Origin of the sequence: Streptomyces albidicamelliae (genome assembly GCF_025642175.1) — a bacterium.
Taxonomy (GTDB): domain Bacteria; phylum Actinomycetota; class Actinomycetes; order Streptomycetales; family Streptomycetaceae; genus Streptomyces; species Streptomyces albidocamelliae.
The window spans coordinates 3,269,685-3,285,090 of the sequence record NZ_CP106795.1; the positions used below are offsets into that span (position 1 = coordinate 3,269,685).

Sequence of the window (15,406 nt, forward strand, 5' to 3'; positions counted from 1 at the left end):
GACATGAGCGCCCAGACCGACACCCCGGGCTCCGTCACCACCGTCTACCGGGTGACCGGAATGAGCTGCGGCCACTGCGAGGGCTCCGTCTCCGCCGAGATCTCCGAGATCCCCGGCGTCAGCTCCGTGAAGGCCGTCGCGGCGACCGGCGAGGTGACCGTCGTGTCCGCGGCCCCGCTCGACGACGAGGCCGTGCGCGCCGCCGTGGACGAGGCGGGCTTCGAGCTGGCCGGCCAGGCCTGAGGAACACCCTTCCCTTTCCCGACCGGGCCGCACCGACCAGCTGATACTGGATCCGTACGGCCCGGTCCGATGTCTGGAGTCCGGACATGACCAGCACCACCGCAGAGACAGCGATAGCCACCGGCCAGGTCGCCGAGGTCGAGCTGCTCATCGGCGGGATGACCTGCGCCTCCTGCGCCGCCCGGGTGGAGAAGAAGCTCAACCGGATGGACGGCGTGAGCGCCACCGTCAACTACGCCACCGAGAAGGCGAAGGTCACCTACGCCGACGGCGTCCGGGTCGCCGACCTGATCGCCACCGTCGTGAAGACGGGCTACACCGCCGAGGAGCCCCCGCCGCCGGAGCCGGCGGCCGAGGCCGCACCCGGCACCGCCGAGCGTGACCCCGAGCTCGGCTCCCTGCGCCACCGCCTGCTCGTCTCCGCGGCTCTCGCCGTCCCCGTGGTCCTGCTCGCGATGATCCCCGCGCTCCAGTTCGACGACTGGCAGTGGCTCTCACTCACGCTCGCGGCACCCGTGGTGGTCTGGGGCGGTGCCCCCTTCCACCGGGCGGCCTGGACCAACCTGCGGCACGGCGCGGCCACCATGGACACCCTCGTCTCCGTCGGCACGCTGGCCGCGTTCGGCTGGTCGCTGTGGGCGCTGTTCGTCGGCGACGCGGGCATGCCGGGCATGCACGACGAGTTCCGCCTCACCGTCTCGCGGACGGACGGCGCCTCCACCATCTACCTGGAGGTCGCCGCCGGAGTCGTCGCGCTGATCCTGCTGGGCCGCTTTCTGGAGGCCCGCTCCAAGCGGCGCGCCGGTGCGGCCCTGAAGGCCCTGATGGAGCTGGGCGCCAAGGACGTGGCGGTGCTGCGGGACGGGCGCGAGGTACGGGTCCCGGTGGCCTCCCTCGCGGTCGGCGACCGGTTCGTCGTACGGCCCGGCGAGAAGGTCGCCACCGACGGCACGGTGGTCGAGGGCGTCTCCGCCGTGGACGCGTCCATGCTGACCGGCGAGTCGGTACCGGTCGACGTCGGCCCCGGCGACCGGGTCACCGGCGCCACCGTCAACGCGGGCGGCCGGCTGGTCGTGGCGGCCACCCGGGTCGGCGCCGACACCCAGCTCGCCCGGATGGCGCGGCTGGTCGAGGACGCACAGAACGGCAAGGCCGAGGTGCAGCGGCTCGCCGACCGGATCTCCGCCGTCTTCGTCCCCGTGGTCATCCTGATCGCGCTCGGCACGTTCGGCGTCTGGCTGGGCGTCACCGGGGACACGGTCGCCGCCTTCACGGCCGCCGTGGCCGTCCTGATCATCGCCTGCCCCTGCGCGCTCGGCCTCGCCACACCGACCGCGCTGATGGTCGGCACCGGCCGGGGCGCCCAGCTCGGCATCCTCATCAAGGGCCCGGAGGTGCTGGAGTCCACGCGCCGCGTCGACACCGTCGTGCTGGACAAGACCGGCACCGTCACCACCGGCCGGATGACCCTCCAGGCGGTGTACGCCGCCGACGGCGAGGACGAGAAGGAGCTGCTGCGCCTCGCGGGCGCCCTGGAGCACGCCTCCGAGCACCCGGTCGCCCGCGCCGTCGCCGCCGGTGCCGAGGAACGTGCCGGGGCGCTGCCGGCGGTCGAGCACTTCGAGAACGTCCCCGGTCGGGGCGTACGCGGGCGGGTGGAGGGCCGCGAGGTGGCCGTGGGGCGCCTGTACGACGACCTGCCGCCGGAGCTGGACCGCGCGGCCCGCGAGGCCGAGCGGCAGGGCCGTACGGCCGTCCTGGCCGGGTGGGACGGACGGGCCCGCGGCGTCCTCGCCGTCGCCGACGCGGTCAAGGCGACCAGCGCCGAGGCGGTGCGCGAGCTGCGCGCCCTCGGACTCACGCCGGTGCTGCTCACCGGGGACAACCGGACGGTCGCCGAAGCGGTCGCGAGGACCGTCGGCATCGACGAGGTCATCGCCGAGGTCCTCCCCGAGGACAAGGTGGACGTCGTACGGCGGCTGCAGGGCGAGGGGCGGAGCGTGGCCATGGTCGGCGACGGCGTCAACGACGCGGCCGCGCTCGCCACGGCCGACCTGGGCCTCGCCCTCGGCACGGGCACGGACGCGGCGATCGAGGCGGGCGACCTGACGCTGGTGCGGGGGGACCTGCGGGTGGCGGCGGACGCGATCCGGCTCTCCCGGCGGACCCTCGCGACCATCAAGGGCAACCTCGTGTGGGCCTTCGGCTACAACGTGGCCGCGCTGCCGCTGGCCGCCGCGGGACTGCTGAACCCGATGATCGCGGGGGCCGCGATGGCCTTCTCGTCCGTCTTCGTGGTGACCAACAGTCTGCGACTGCGCCGGTTCCGCTGAAGTCGGGCGGTGTTACCGGGGGTTCGGGGGTGCGGAAGTAAGAGTCCCCCTGGAGTCCGGCGCGAGCCTCACATAAGCTCTTCACAAGGCTCGCGCATCATCCTTACGCTTGAGTCCCGATCGGCGTATCGGGGCTCTTGCGCACTTAAAGGACATATGCAAGAGACGCAGATCACAGTGATGCGAACGTAACCATCGAAGGGGTTCGAAGGTCTAAGTTGGCGATGTCGGGCCGGCGTCTTGGGGGGCGCCGACCGGCATCTGGGGATGTCTTGGGGGACTTCTCCAGAGATGCGTTGCCGGGGCACGTACACCGGGAAGCTTTGAGCGGCCCTCCCGGGCGTGCGTTGTCCCGGCAGATCGCACCGTGTCACTGGAGTACGGCGGGTTCGCCCGTCGTACTCACCGACAGCGAATTCAGGCGCTGTCCTCTCCGAGCGCCCGGCCGGATCCCGTGGGGGGAATCCGCACCGGGACATGGGAAGGCGCCCTGGTCGTCGGCCCGTGGGGGGACCGGCGTCTCAGGGCGCCTTCTGCTGTCGCTGTGCCGCCGTCGACAAAGGGCCCGCCGTTTCGGCAGGCCCTTTTCGTGCGGTGTGCGCCCGGCACCCCCGACCCGCACGGGCCAGGCGGCACCGAGGCCGGGAGCCACCGGTCAGGACACCGGGACCGGTGTCCCCGCCGGCAGGTGTCAGCGCTCCTCGACCGGGACGAAATCGCGCTCGACGACGCCCGTGGCCGTGCCCACCCGGGGACACCCCCCGGCCGTCCGGGCCGCCGAAGGTCCGCACGGACCACGTCGGCCGGCGGCGCCGAAGCCGGGAGAGCCACCGGTCAGGACACCGGGACCGGTGTCCCCGCCGGCAGGTGTCAGCGCTCCTCGACCGGGACGAAGTCGCGCTCGACGACGCCCGTGTAGATCTGGCGCGGGCGGCCGATGCGGGAGCCCGGCTCCTTGATCATCTCGGTCCACTGGGCGATCCAGCCCGGGAGCCGTCCGAGGGCGAACAGGACCGTGAACATCTCGGTCGGGAAGCCCATGGCCCGGTAGATCAGGCCGGTGTAGAAGTCGACGTTCGGGTAGAGGCTGCGCGAGACGAAGTAGTCGTCGGAGAGTGCGTGCTCCTCCAGCTTGAGCGCGATGTCCAGCAGCTCGTCGGACTTGCCGAGGGCCGAAAGGACGTCGTGCGCGGCGGCCTTGATGATCTTGGCGCGCGGGTCGAAGTTCTTGTAGACCCGGTGGCCGAAGCCCATCAGGCGGACGCCGTCCTCCTTGTTCTTCACCTTGCGGATGAAGGCGTCGACGTCGCCGCCGGAGGCCTGGATGTCCTCCAGCATCTCCAGCACGGACTGGTTGGCACCGCCGTGCAGCGGGCCCCACAGGGCGGAGATGCCGGCCGAGATCGACGCGAACATGTTGGCCTGCGAGGAGCCGACGAGGCGGACCGTGGAGGTCGAACAGTTCTGCTCGTGGTCGGCGTGCAGGATGAGCAGCTTGTCCAGCGCGGCCACCACGACCGGGTCGAGCTCGTACTCGTCGGCCGGCACCGAGAAGGTCATGCGCAGGAAGTTCTCGACGTAGCCGAGGTCGTTGCGCGGGTAGACGAACGGGTGGCCGATCGACTTCTTGTACGCGTACGCCGCGATCGTCGGAAGCTTGGCGAGCAGGCGGATCGTGGAGAGGTTGCGCTGCTTCTCGTCGAACGGGTTGTGGCTGTCCTGGTAGAAGGTGGACAGCGCCGAGACGACCGAGGACAGCATGGCCATCGGGTGGGCGTCGCGCGGGAAGCCCTTGTAGAAGTTCTTGACGTCCTCGTGCAGCAGGGTGTGCCGCGTGATGTCGTTCTTGAACGTCGTCAGCTCGTCGACGGTCGGCAGCTCACCGTTGATCAGCAGGTACGCCACCTCGAGGAAGGTGGAGCGCTCCGCCAGCTGCTCGATGGGGTAGCCGCGGTAGCGGAGGATGCCCGCCTCGCCGTCGAGGTAGGTGACGCCGGATTTATAGGCGGCCGTGTTGCCGTAACCGCTGTCCAGAGTCACCAGACCGGTCTGGGCGCGGAGCTTCCCGATGTCGAAGCCCTTGTCGCCGACGGTGCTGTCGACCACCGGGTAGGTGTACTCGCCGTCGCCGAACCGCAGTACTACAGAGTTGTCGCTCACGTCTTCCCTCACCGACGTAGTGCCTCATCTTCGAGGTGCCCTGACTGTCTCTACCATCCCCCATTTGGCTCAGGAGAGTGCACTCGGGGTCGACCATTGGGCCTATCGGCGGCACTCAGTGCCGCCAACCTGCTCATCCTGCCCCCTCGGAACGGCATCGGGAAGTGCTCTGTGACCTTCACGACTCGTTTGATCGATCATTTTTTCCGCCGCGGGCCGCCGCCCCTGGTCAGAGGCCGTCAGGAACCGCCGAGCCTGAAGTCCAGTGCCGTGCACCGCCGTCCCGCGGACACCGTGCGCACCGCCTGCCCGATCGCCTTGCGTGAACCGACGAGGACGACGAGTCGCTTCGCCCGCGTCACCGCCGTGTACAGCAGGTTCCGCTGGAGCATCATCCACGCTCCCGTGGTGACGGGAATCACCACCGCGGGATATTCACTTCCCTGCGAGCGGTGGATCGTCACCGCGTACGCGTGTGCCAGTTCGTCCAGTTCGTCGAAATCGTACGGAACCTCCTCGTCCTCGTCCGTCAGCACCGTAAGACGCTGGTCGACCGGATCGAGCGAGGTGACGACGCCCACGGTGCCGTTGAAGACACCGTTCTTCCCTTTCTCGTAATTGTTGCGAATCTGGGTGACCTTGTCGCCGACGCGGAAGACGCGACCGCCGAACCGCTTCTCCGGCAGATCGGGCCGGCCGGGTGTGACGGCCTGCTGGAGCAGGCCGTTCAGCACCCCCGCGCCGGCCGGTCCGCGGTGCATCGGCGCGAGCACCTGCACGTCCCGGCGCGGGTCGAGGCCGAACCGGGCCGGGATCCGCCGTGCGGCCACGTCCACGGTGAGGCGCCCGGCCTCCTCGGTGTCGTCCTCGACGAAGAGGAAGAAGTCCTTGAGCCCGTCGGTGAGCGGATGCTGCCCGGCGTTGATCCGGTGCGCGTTGGTGACGACGCCGGACTGCTGGGCCTGGCGGAAGACCCGGGTGAGCCGGACGGCCGGCAGGGGGCTGCCGTCGGCGAGCAGATCCCGCAGCACCTCCCCCGCGCCGACGCTGGGCAGCTGGTCCACGTCCCCGACGAAGAGCAGGTGGGCGCCCGGCGGCACGGCCTTCACCAGCTTGTTGGCCAGCAGCAGATCGAGCATGGAGGCCTCGTCCACGACGACGAGGTCGGCGTCGAGCGGCCGGTCCCGGTCGTAGGCGGCGTCCCCGCCGGGCTTCAGCTCCAGCAGGCGGTGCACGGTGGAGGCCTCGGCGCCGGTCAGCTCGGCCAGCCGCTTGGCCGCCCGGCCGGTCGGCGCGGCGAGCAGCACCTTGGCGCGCCTGGCCCGGGCCAGTTCCACGATCGAGCGGACCGTGAAGGACTTGCCACAGCCGGGCCCGCCGGTGAGCACGGCCACCTTCTCGGTCAGCGCGAGCCGGACGGCGGCCTCCTGCTCGGGGGCGAGGTCCGCGCCGGTGTGGGACTTCAGCCAGCCGAGGGCCTTCGCCCAGTCCACGTCCCGGAAGGCCGGCAGCCGGTCCTCCCCGGTGCGCAGGAGGCGCAGGAGCTGGGCGGAGAGGGACAGTTCGGCGCGGTGGAAGGGGACCAGGTACACGGCGGTGACCGGCTCGGAGCCACCGCCGTCGGGGCCGGGGACGCTCTCCCGTACGACCCCGGGGTCGGCGCCGTCCTCCGGGACGCGGGCCAGGTCGGCGAGGCACTCGATGACCAGCCCCGTGTCGACCTGGAGCAGCTTCACCGCGTCGGCGATCAGCCGCTCCTCGGGCAGGAAGCAGTGCCCCTGGTCGGCGGACTGCGAGAGGGCGTACTGCAGGCCCGCCTTCACCCGCTCCGGGCTGTCGTGCGGGATGCCGACGGACTGGGCGATCTTGTCGGCGGTGAGGAAGCCGATGCCCCAGACGTCGGCGGCGAGGCGGTACGGATGGTTGCGCACGACCGAGATCGAGGCGTCGCCGTACTTCTTGTAGATGCGCACGGCGATGGACGTCGAGACCTCCACCGTCTGCAGGAAGAGCATGACCTCCTTGATCGCCTTCTGCTCCTCCCAGGCGTCGGCGATCCTCTTCGTCCGCTTCGGGCCGAGGCCCGGCACCTCGATGAGCCGCCCGGGCTCCTCCTCGATGATCCGCAGGGTGTCCAGCCCGAAGTGCTGGGTGACGCGGTCGGCGAAGACCGGCCCGATGCCCTTGACCAGGCCGGAGCCGAGATACCGGCGGATGCCCTGGACCGTGGCCGGCAGGACGGTCGTGTAGTTCTCCACGTGGAACTGCTTGCCGTACTGCGGGTGCGAGCCCCACCGGCCCTCCATCCGCAGGGACTCCCCCGCCTGCGCGCCGAGCAGCGCACCGACCACCGTGAGGAGGTCTCCGCCGCCCCTGCCGGTGTCGACCCGGGCGACCGTGTAGCCGTTCTCCTCGTTGGCGTACGTGATCCGTTCCAGCACGCCCTCGAGCACGGCGAGCCGCCGCTCGGCCGTCGCGTTCCCCTCCTGGTGCGCCATGGTCCCGACGGTACCGGTGGGGTCCGACAGCGGCGCACTGTTACCGTGCCTGCCCGTGACCGAGGACATCAACAGCACGGACGCAGGGCTGCAGTTCCGCGACCGCGTCGAGGCCGCCACCGCCGGCACCCGGTACCGGGTGCGCCGCACGGTGCCGGGATTCGACGTGACCGTGGACGTCGAGGACCCGCAGTTCCGGGAGACGCTGACCAGGCACCGGGTCAGCCGGGTGCACACGTTCCGGGTGGCGCTGCGCCCGCACGAGAGGCGCTACACGCTGACGGACGTCGTGCGTACCGTCGAGTACGGGGCGGGACCGGACGGCGTGCGGCTCGGCAGGACGGTGACCGCCGGCCGGAGCATGTACGCCGAGAAGCGCTGGAGCCTGAACGGCACGCTGGAGTACTCCTTCTCCTCCGCCGACGGCCACCGCCTGATCCGGGGCGCGGCCCGGGAACTGGGCTGGCGGGAGATCCGGCCCGCGAGCGTCAAGGTGGCCATCGCCGCGGGCGCGTTCGGCGGCGCCATCGCCCTCGGCACGCTGATAGCCCTGGCCGCGGTGTTCTGGCTCTGAGGCCTCAGCCTCGGGTGTGCGGTGCGTTCTTGAGCCCGTCGAGGAAGACGGCGAACGCCGGGGCGGGGAAGGTGAGGAGGGCGCGGGCGGGGGTTTTCGAGTCACGCACGGCAACGTGAGTGGGGCTGTTCGCGATCTCCACGCATTCGTTGCCGTCGCCCGGGCCCGAGTAGGACGACTTCCGCCAGTTGTCCATGGGGTTCCTCATAGCTCCTTCGTCAACTTGTGGATGAGATCGCGCGACTGTTCGGAATCGAGTGACGCGGCCTCCACATTACGGAAAGTCGTTCGATAGATGTTGAGTTGAGCTTCCGAGTCGATGAAGGCCGATCCGTGCAGCGCGTCGCGGACCACTGTGTCCAGCCTGGGCAAGGGACCGCCCACGTAGGTCATCGTGCTGGAGGCGCTGGCGAAGCCGTCCAGGTCGAAGGGGACGACGCGCAAGGTGATGTGGTCCACTTCGGAGAGTTCCAGGAGCCGGGCGAGTTGCGCTTTGGACGTCGCGCGGTCGCCGACTCGGATGCGAAGTGCCGCCTCGTGAATCACCGCTTCGTAGGGAATGGTGTTCTCCTGGCGTGCCTTGCGGTGCCGGATGCGCAGCTCAAGCTCTTCCGGGGTGAGCGCCGGCGTCCTGGCCGAGAAGACGGCACGCGCGTAGTCCTCGGTCTGCAACAGACCCGGCACGTAGAGGATCGCCACGTGCCGCTGGAACTTGGCGTGATGCTCCAGTTCGGACAGGTCGAGGAACGACGTCGGCAGCAGGCCTCGATACTCCTCCCACCAGCCTCGCGTCCGATCAGTGGCCATGACGACGAGGGAGTTGATGAGCTCCTCGTCCGTACAGGCGTAGTGAGTGGCCAGGCGGCGCAGTCGCTCTTCACTCACCCCTGCGATGCCGGACTCGATCTGACTGATGACCGGGGCCGTCACCCCGAGCAGGGCTGCCGCCTCCCGGGAAGTAAGACCTGCTGCATCGCGGAGCCTTCGCAGCTCCACCGCCAGCCGCATCTGCCGCGCTGTGGGCTCGCTCCTCAGTGCCATCCGGCCGACCTCTCAACCTGCCTGCGACGCAACTCGTTCGGGGTCACATTACGGGAGCCGGTTGCTGGGGCTAAATAGTTAGCCCTACTGTCTGTAACGCATCCGATACGCAGCGGAAGTGCACCGCGCTGTCCTGCCATGACGGCCGCGGCATCGCCACCGCTCGCGAAACACCCCTTGGCTGACCGGAGTTGATGACGCATGCCCGAGAACGGGTCCTGGGACTACACGCTCTACATCCCCAACGACGCCAGAGCCGTGACCGTCTGCCGGCGCACCCTGCGCCTGATCCTGACCCTGCACGGTCTGATCGGACTGGTGGACACGGCCGAGCTGCTGGCGACGGAACTGGTGTCCAACGCGGTACGGCACACCAAGGGGCCGGCGGCGCTGCGGGTCCGCCGTACCGCGCAGGGGGTGGTGTGGATCGGGGCGTGGGACACCGACCCGGGGCCCCCGCCCGCCCCACGGCCACTGGGCCAGATCGTGGAGCGCGAGGACGGGCGCGGACTCGGCCTGGTGCGGGCCTGCGCGGACCACTGGGGCTGGCAGCCGTCGGCCCGGTTCGGCGACCGGGGCAAGTACGTCTGGTGCGAACTTGTGGCCGCCTAGCTTGTTGATCACGTCGCACGAAAGGAGATGCTGATGGTCGGCTCATCGCACGAGGCGCTGCACCGGATCTTCCAGAAGGACCCGACGCTGCTGACTCGGGCGTTACAACGGGTCCTGCACGTCCCGTTCCCCGAACCCCGCGAGATCGCCGCGCTGAACGTGGACCTGACCGAGATCGAACCGGTCGAACGCCGGGTGGACACCCTGCTGCGGGCGGAGACGGACGAGGGCACTTACCTCCTCGTCGTGGAGCAGGGAAAGGTGGACGAACGCAAGCGGGGCAGCTGTACCGCTGCGAGCCGGTGCTCATCGTCATCACGCAGAGCAGCAAGACGGCCGAGTGGGCGTCCCGCCCGATCCGCTTCGGCCTCCCCGGCTGGCACTCGCTGACGGTGCGTCCCCTCGTGCTGGGCCCCGACAACGCGCCGGTGATCGCGGACGAGCGGACGGCCGAACGGGACGTACCCCTCGCGGTGCTCTCGGCCATGACACACGGCCGCGGGCCCCAGGCTCCGGCCATACTGGAATCCCTGGCATCCGCCCTGCGGACCATCGATGCCGACAGTGCCGCAGTCTTCGTGCAGTTCGTCGACTCCTGCCTGGCCGACCCCCAGGCGAAGCAGCTGTGGAGGGACCTGATGACCGCCATCCAGTACTTCTGGCGCCACCCACTGGCCGAACAGGTACGCGAGGAAGGCCGAGAGCAAGGCTTGGAGCAGGGGCTGGAGCAGGGGCACATCCAGTCCCGCAGGGAAATGACCCTGCGCATCCTCGAATGGCGCGCCATCCCCGTGCCCGACGCCGTCCGCGAACGAGTCGAGACCTGCACCGACCTCGACCAGCTGGAGACCTGGGCCCGACGAGCCGTCCACGCCACGGACGCCACGGAGCTGTTCACCGAGGACTGAGCAAGTACCCGCAGCGCCGCCCCCTCCGCCTCTCCGGACGGGGCGGCGCTGCGAAGCACAGCTGCGGAGGGACCTGATGACCGCCATCCAGTACTTCTGGCGCCACCCACTGGCCGAACAGGTACGCGAGGAAGGCCGAGAGCAAGGCTTGGAGCAGGGGCTGGAGCAGGGGCTGGAGCAGGGGCACATCCAGTCCCGCAGGGAAATGACCCTGCGCATCCTCGAATGGCGCGCCATCCCCGTGCCCGACGCCGTCCGCGAACGAGTCGAGACCTGCACCGACCTCGACCAGCTGGAGACCTGGGTCCGACGAGCCGTCCACGCCACGGACGCCACGGAGCTGTTCACCATGGAGTAAGCCCGTGGGCGCAGGTCGCCCAGCCCGGGTCACGATCCGGTTTCGGCCACTCGGCACCCCCTTGCTTCGCGCCATGTAATCGATTCCAATACCTCCTACAGCTCATGTAATCGTTTCCATGAGGTCCACAAGGAGGTGGAACCGGCGATGGCGAGCATCAAGGACGTCGCCGCCGCGGCCGGCGTGTCCGTGGCCACGGTGTCGCGGGTGCTGAACGCGCATCCGTCCGTCAGTGCCGACGCACGCGCACGCGTGCTGGCCGCCGTCGAGACGCTGGGCTACCGGCCCAACGCCGTCGCCCGGTCACTGCGGACCGACCAGACGCACACCCTCGGCCTGGTCATCAGCGACGTGATGAACCCCTACTTCACGGAGCTGGCCCGCTCCGTGGAGGAGGAGGCCCGCGCCCTCGGCTACAGCGTGATCATCGGCAACGCCGACGAGCGGCCCGACCTCCAGGACCACCACGTGCGGAACCTGCTGGACCGGCGGATCGACGGGCTGCTCGTCTCCCCCACCGACGGGGGCTCGCCGCTGATGCTGGACGCCGTGCGCGCGGGGACGCCGATGGTGTTCGTGGACCGGTGGATCCCGGGCGTGGACGTGCCCGTCGTACGGGCCGACGGGCAGGCGGCCGTACGGGGCCTCGTGGCACATCTGCACGGCCTCGGGCACCGGCGGGTCGCGATCATCGCGGGACCGGCGGCCACCACCACCGGCAGCGAGCGGGTCGAGGCCTTCCGGGCGGCCCTCGCCGAGTACGGCATCCCGCTGCCGGACGCCTACACCGGACAGGGCGACTTCCAGGCCGAGAGCGGGCGGCGGGTGATGGAGGGGTTCCTGGACCTTCCCGAGCCGCCGGAGGCCGTGTTCGCGGCCGACAACCTCATGGCCCTCGGCGCCCTGGACGCGATCCGCGCGCGCGGGCTGCGCGTGCCGCGGGACATCGCGCTGGCCGCGTTCGACGACATCCCGTGGTTCGTGCACACCGACCCGCCGGTCACCGCCATCGCCCAGCCCACGGGCGAGCTGGGCCGGGCCGCCGTACGGGCCCTCGTAGACCGGATCGAGGGACGCACCCCGAAGTCCGTCACACTGCCCGCCCGGCTCGTCGTGCGCCGCTCGTGCGGCGAGCCCGCCCCGCCCTTCCCCTCCCCCACGCAGTCCCCCTCCCCAGTGCAAAGGAGCACGTCGTGAGCAACCCGGACGAGTTGCTGCGCATCGAGGGCATCCGCAAGGCCTTCCCCGGCGTGGTCGCGCTCGACAGCGTCGACTTCGATCTGCGCCGGGGCGAGGTGCACGTGCTGCTCGGTGAGAACGGCGCCGGCAAGAGCACGCTCATCAAGATGCTCTCCGGTGCCTACACCCCCGACGCCGGCCGGATCCTGGCCGGCGGCGAGGAGGTGCGCATCAACGGTGCGCAGGACTCCGAGCGGCTCGGAATCGCCACCATCTACCAGGAGTTCAACCTGGTGCCCGACCTGACCGTGGCCGAGAACATCTTCCTGGGCCGCCAGCCGCGCCGCTTCGGGATGATCGACCGCAGGCGGATGGAGGCCGACGCCGAGGTGCTCATCGCGCGCGTGGGCGTCGACGTGTCGCCCCGCACGCGGGTGCGCGAACTCGGCATCGCCCGGCTCCAGATGGTCGAGATCGCCAAGGCGCTCAGCCTGAACGCGCGCGTGCTCATCATGGACGAGCCGACCGCCGTGCTCACCTCGGAGGAGGTGGAGAAGCTGTTCGCCATCGTGCGCTCGCTGCGCGCGGACGGCGTCGGCGTCGTGTTCATCACCCACCACCTGGAGGAGATCGCCGCCCTGGGCGACCGGGTCACCGTGATCCGGGACGGCAGGAGCGTCGGCCAGGTGCCCGCCGACACGGCCGAGGACGAACTGGTGCGGCTGATGGTGGGGCGCTCCATCGAACAGCAGTACCCGCGCGAGCGCGCCGAGCGCGGCGCCGCACTGCTCACCGTCGAAGGGCTCACCCGCGACGGTGTCTTCCACGACGTGAGCTTCGAGGTGCGCGCCGGTGAGGTCGTCGGCATCGCCGGGCTCGTCGGCGCGGGCCGTACCGAGGTGGTGCGGGCCGTGTTCGGGGCCGATCCGTACGACGGCGGGGTCGTGAAGGTCTCCGGGAACCGGCTGCGGCGGCACGATGTGAACGCGGCGATGGCGGCCGGGGTCGGGCTCGTGCCGGAGGACCGCAAGGGCCAGGGGCTGGTGCTGGACGCCTCCGTGGAGGAGAACCTCGGGCTGGTGACCATGCGTGCCGCCACCCGGGCCGGGCTGGTCGACCGCAAGGCGCAGCACGGGGCGGCCGAGCGGATCGCGGGCCGGCTCGGCGTCCGGATGGCCGGGCTCGGGCAGCACGTGCGGACCCTGTCCGGCGGCAACCAGCAGAAGGTCGTCATCGGCAAGTGGCTGCTGGCAGACACCAAGGTGCTCATCCTCGACGAGCCGACGCGCGGTATCGACGTCGGCGCGAAGGTCGAGATCTACCAGCTGATCAACGAACTGACGGCCGCCGGGACCGCCGTGCTGATGATCTCCAGCGATCTGCCGGAGGTGCTCGGCATGAGCGACCGGGTCCTGGTCATGGCCCAGGGCCGGATCGCCGGTGAACTCGCGGCCGACGAGGCCACCCAGGACGCCGTCATGGCGCTCGCCGTCTCCACCCCGACCACCGAGAAGGAGGCCCCCCGTGGCCGCTGACACGCTCAAGAGCACGACGGGCGCGAGCGCCCCGGGCGGCCTGCGGAGGCTGCTGCTCGACAACGGCGCGCTGACCGCGCTGATCGTCCTGGTCATCGCCCTGTCGGCGCTGTCCGGCGACTTCCTGACGACGGACAACCTGCTCAACATCGGTGTGCAGGCCGCCGTGACGGCGATCCTCGCCTTCGGTGTCACGTTCGTGATCGTCTCGGCGGGCATCGACCTGTCGGTGGGTTCGGTGGCCGCGCTGTCGGCGACCGTGCTGGCCTGGAGCGCCACGAACCACGGCGTGCCGGTGTTCCTGGCGCTCGTGCTGGCCGTCGCCACGGGTGTCGCGGCCGGTCTGGTGAACGGCTTCCTCATCGCCTACGGCAAGTTGCCGCCGTTCATCGCGACGCTGGCGATGCTGTCGGTGGCGCGGGGTCTGTCCCTGGTGATCTCCGGGGGCGTGCCCATCCCGTTCCCCGACTCGGTCTCGCACCTCGGGGACACCCTCGGCGACTGGCTGCCGGTACCGGTCCTGGTCATGGTCCTGATGGGCGTGATCGCGGCGGTGGTGCTCGGGCGGACGTACATCGGCCGTTCCATGTACGCGATCGGCGGCAACGAGGAGGCGGCCCGGCTGTCGGGACTGCGGGTGAAGAGGCAGAAGCTCGCGATCTACGCCCTGTCCGGGGTGTTCGCCGCGGTGGCGGGCGTCGTGCTGGCGTCCCGGCTGTCCTCGGCGCAGCCGCAGGCCGCCGACGGCTACGAGCTCGACGCGATCGCCGCGGTCGTCATCGGCGGTGCCTCGCTCGCGGGCGGCACCGGCAAGGCGTCGGGCACGCTGATCGGCGCGCTGATCCTCGCGGTGCTGCGCAACGGCCTCAACCTGCTGAACGTCTCCGCGTTCTGGCAGCAGGTCGTGATCGGTGTCGTCATCGCGCTGGCCGTGCTGCTGGACACCGTGCGCCGCAAGGCCGGGGCGACCCCGGTGGCCGCCGGCACCGGCGGCGGGAACAAGGGCCGGCAGGCGGCGACGTACGCGCTCGCGGCCGTGGTGACGGTGGCGGTCGTGGGCGCGACCTCCCTCCTGCACGGCGGGTCCGCCTCGACGACCCCGAAGATGGGCCTGTCGCTGTCGACGCTGAACAACCCGTTCTTCGTGCAGATCCGGACGGGTGCCCAGGCCGAGGCGAAGAAGCTGGGGGTGGACCTGACCGTCACCGACGCCCAGAACGACGCCTCGCAGCAGGCCAACCAGCTGCAGAACTTCACCACCGCCGGCCAGGGCGCGATCATCGTCAACCCGGTGGACTCGGACGCGGCGAGCAACTCGGTGAAGGCCGCCGACAAGGCGCGGATCCCGGTCATCGCGGTCGACCGGGGCGTCAACAAGGCGTCCGTGGACGCCCTGGTGGCCTCGGACAACGTGGCCGGTGGTGAGCTGGCCGCGAAGACGCTCGCGGAGAAGCTGGGCGGCAAGGGCCGGATCGTGGTGCTCCAGGGACAGGCGGGCACCTCCGCGGCCCGGGAGCGGGCGGCCGGCTTCGCGCGGGGTCTCAAGGCCTACCCGGGCATCCAGGTGGTGGCCCAGCAGCCCGCCGACTTCGACCGGACCAAGGGCCTCGACGTGATGTCGAACCTGCTCCAGGCCCACCCCGACGTGCAGGGTGTCATCGCCGCCAACGACGAGATGGCGCTCGGCGCGATCAAGGCGCTCGGCTCCAAGGCCGGCCGGTCGGTGCAGGTGGTCGGGTTCGACGGCACCCCGGACGGGCTGAAGGCGGTGAAGGACGGCACGCTGTACGCGTCCGTCGCCCAGCAGCCGACCCAGCTGGGCCGGATCGCCGTGGACAACGCCCTGCGGGCGGTCCAGGGCAAGAAGGTGGAGCCGACGGTGAAGGTGCCGGTGAAGGTGGTCACGAAGGACAACGTGGCCGGCTTCAGCGGCTGACAAGGACGGACGGGCGGGCTGCCGTGCCG

At 70.6% G+C, this 15,406-nt stretch carries 12 protein-coding genes and 1 pseudogene; 9 read left to right on the top strand and 4 right to left on the bottom strand.

The features are described from left to right. Positions 1-3 precede the first annotated feature (3 nt). Positions 4-243, top strand: a complete 240-nt coding sequence (locus N8I86_RS15055; protein WP_073900553.1) for a heavy-metal-associated domain-containing protein — start codon at positions 4-6, stop codon at positions 241-243. A gap of 86 nt (positions 244-329) precedes the next feature. Further along, positions 330-2,576, top strand: a complete 2,247-nt coding sequence (locus N8I86_RS15060) for a heavy metal translocating P-type ATPase (RefSeq protein ID WP_073900551.1) — start codon at positions 330-332, stop codon at positions 2,574-2,576. 870 nt (positions 2,577-3,446) lie between these two features. On the opposite strand, the gene N8I86_RS15065 is transcribed toward N8I86_RS15060, so the two are convergent. After that, positions 3,447-4,736, bottom strand: coding sequence for a citrate synthase (locus tag N8I86_RS15065; RefSeq protein ID WP_073900549.1), 1,290 nt, complete (start codon positions 4,734-4,736; stop codon positions 3,447-3,449). A 239-nt stretch (positions 4,737-4,975) separates the two neighbouring features. After that, complete coding sequence (gene recD2 / locus N8I86_RS15070) at positions 4,976-7,234, bottom strand: SF1B family DNA helicase RecD2 (RefSeq protein WP_073900547.1); 2,259 nt, start codon at positions 7,232-7,234, stop codon at positions 4,976-4,978. Between the two features lie 55 nt (positions 7,235-7,289). Between recD2 and N8I86_RS15075 the strand changes: the two genes are divergently transcribed. Next, complete coding sequence (locus N8I86_RS15075) at positions 7,290-7,808, top strand: hypothetical protein (protein WP_143611438.1); 519 nt, start codon at positions 7,290-7,292, stop codon at positions 7,806-7,808. Between the two features lie 4 nt (positions 7,809-7,812). Here the strand turns inward: N8I86_RS15075 and N8I86_RS15080 are convergent, their stop codons facing one another. Then, a complete protein-coding gene (locus N8I86_RS15080; RefSeq protein ID WP_073900545.1) occupies positions 7,813-8,004 on the bottom strand; it encodes a DUF397 domain-containing protein in 192 nt (63 codons plus the stop codon). Between the two features lie 8 nt (positions 8,005-8,012). Continuing rightward, the gene (locus tag N8I86_RS15085) at positions 8,013-8,849 is read right to left on the bottom strand and encodes a helix-turn-helix domain-containing protein (protein ID WP_073900544.1); all 837 of its coding nucleotides are present in this window, start codon (positions 8,847-8,849) and stop codon (positions 8,013-8,015) included. Positions 8,850-9,050: 201 nt separating this feature from the next. Here N8I86_RS15085 and N8I86_RS15090 point away from each other — a divergent pair, with 201 nt between their 5' ends. The 6 genes and pseudogenes from N8I86_RS15090 (at position 9,051) to N8I86_RS15115 (ending at position 15,377) form a co-directional block, all read left to right on the top strand. Then, positions 9,051-9,461, top strand: a complete 411-nt coding sequence (locus tag N8I86_RS15090) for an ATP-binding protein (RefSeq protein ID WP_073889109.1) — start codon at positions 9,051-9,053, stop codon at positions 9,459-9,461. Between the two features lie 33 nt (positions 9,462-9,494). Further along, positions 9,495-10,369 (top strand): annotated as a pseudogene (locus N8I86_RS15095) (hypothetical protein). 76 nt (positions 10,370-10,445) lie between these two features. Then, on the top strand, positions 10,446-10,727 hold the full coding sequence (locus tag N8I86_RS15100) for an RpnC/YadD family protein (RefSeq protein WP_263277990.1): 282 nt from the start codon (positions 10,446-10,448) through the stop codon (positions 10,725-10,727). Positions 10,728-10,874: 147 nt separating this feature from the next. Beyond that, a complete protein-coding gene (locus N8I86_RS15105; protein ID WP_263277991.1) occupies positions 10,875-11,924 on the top strand; it encodes a LacI family DNA-binding transcriptional regulator in 1,050 nt (349 codons plus the stop codon). Beyond that, complete coding sequence (locus N8I86_RS15110; RefSeq protein ID WP_263277992.1) at positions 11,921-13,441, top strand: sugar ABC transporter ATP-binding protein; 1,521 nt, start codon at positions 11,921-11,923, stop codon at positions 13,439-13,441. The genes N8I86_RS15105 and N8I86_RS15110 overlap by 4 nt, the downstream gene beginning before the upstream one ends. Next, positions 13,431-15,377, top strand: a complete 1,947-nt coding sequence (locus tag N8I86_RS15115; RefSeq protein WP_073900537.1) for an ABC transporter permease/substrate-binding protein — start codon at positions 13,431-13,433, stop codon at positions 15,375-15,377. The genes N8I86_RS15110 and N8I86_RS15115 overlap by 11 nt, the downstream gene beginning before the upstream one ends. Positions 15,378-15,406: the final 29 nt, after the last annotated feature.

Bases quoted from the DNA above. Each gene is read 5' to 3' on its own strand.
- N8I86_RS15055 (WP_073900553.1), top strand. From the start codon at position 4: ATGAGCGCCCAGACCGACACCCCGGGCTCCGTCACCACCGTCTACCGG.
- N8I86_RS15100 (WP_263277990.1), top strand. From the start codon at position 10,446: ATGACCGCCATCCAGTACTTCTGGCGCCACCCACTGGCCGAACAGGTA.
- N8I86_RS15090 (WP_073889109.1), top strand. From the start codon at position 9,051: ATGCCCGAGAACGGGTCCTGGGACTACACGCTCTACATCCCCAACGAC.
- N8I86_RS15085 (WP_073900544.1), bottom strand. From the start codon at position 8,849: ATGGCACTGAGGAGCGAGCCCACAGCGCGGCAGATGCGGCTGGCGGTG.
- N8I86_RS15080 (WP_073900545.1), bottom strand. From the start codon at position 8,004: ATGGACAACTGGCGGAAGTCGTCCTACTCGGGCCCGGGCGACGGCAAC.
- N8I86_RS15060 (WP_073900551.1), top strand. From the start codon at position 330: ATGACCAGCACCACCGCAGAGACAGCGATAGCCACCGGCCAGGTCGCC.
- N8I86_RS15105 (WP_263277991.1), top strand. From the start codon at position 10,875: ATGGCGAGCATCAAGGACGTCGCCGCCGCGGCCGGCGTGTCCGTGGCC.
- recD2 (WP_073900547.1), bottom strand. From the start codon at position 7,234: ATGGCGCACCAGGAGGGGAACGCGACGGCCGAGCGGCGGCTCGCCGTG.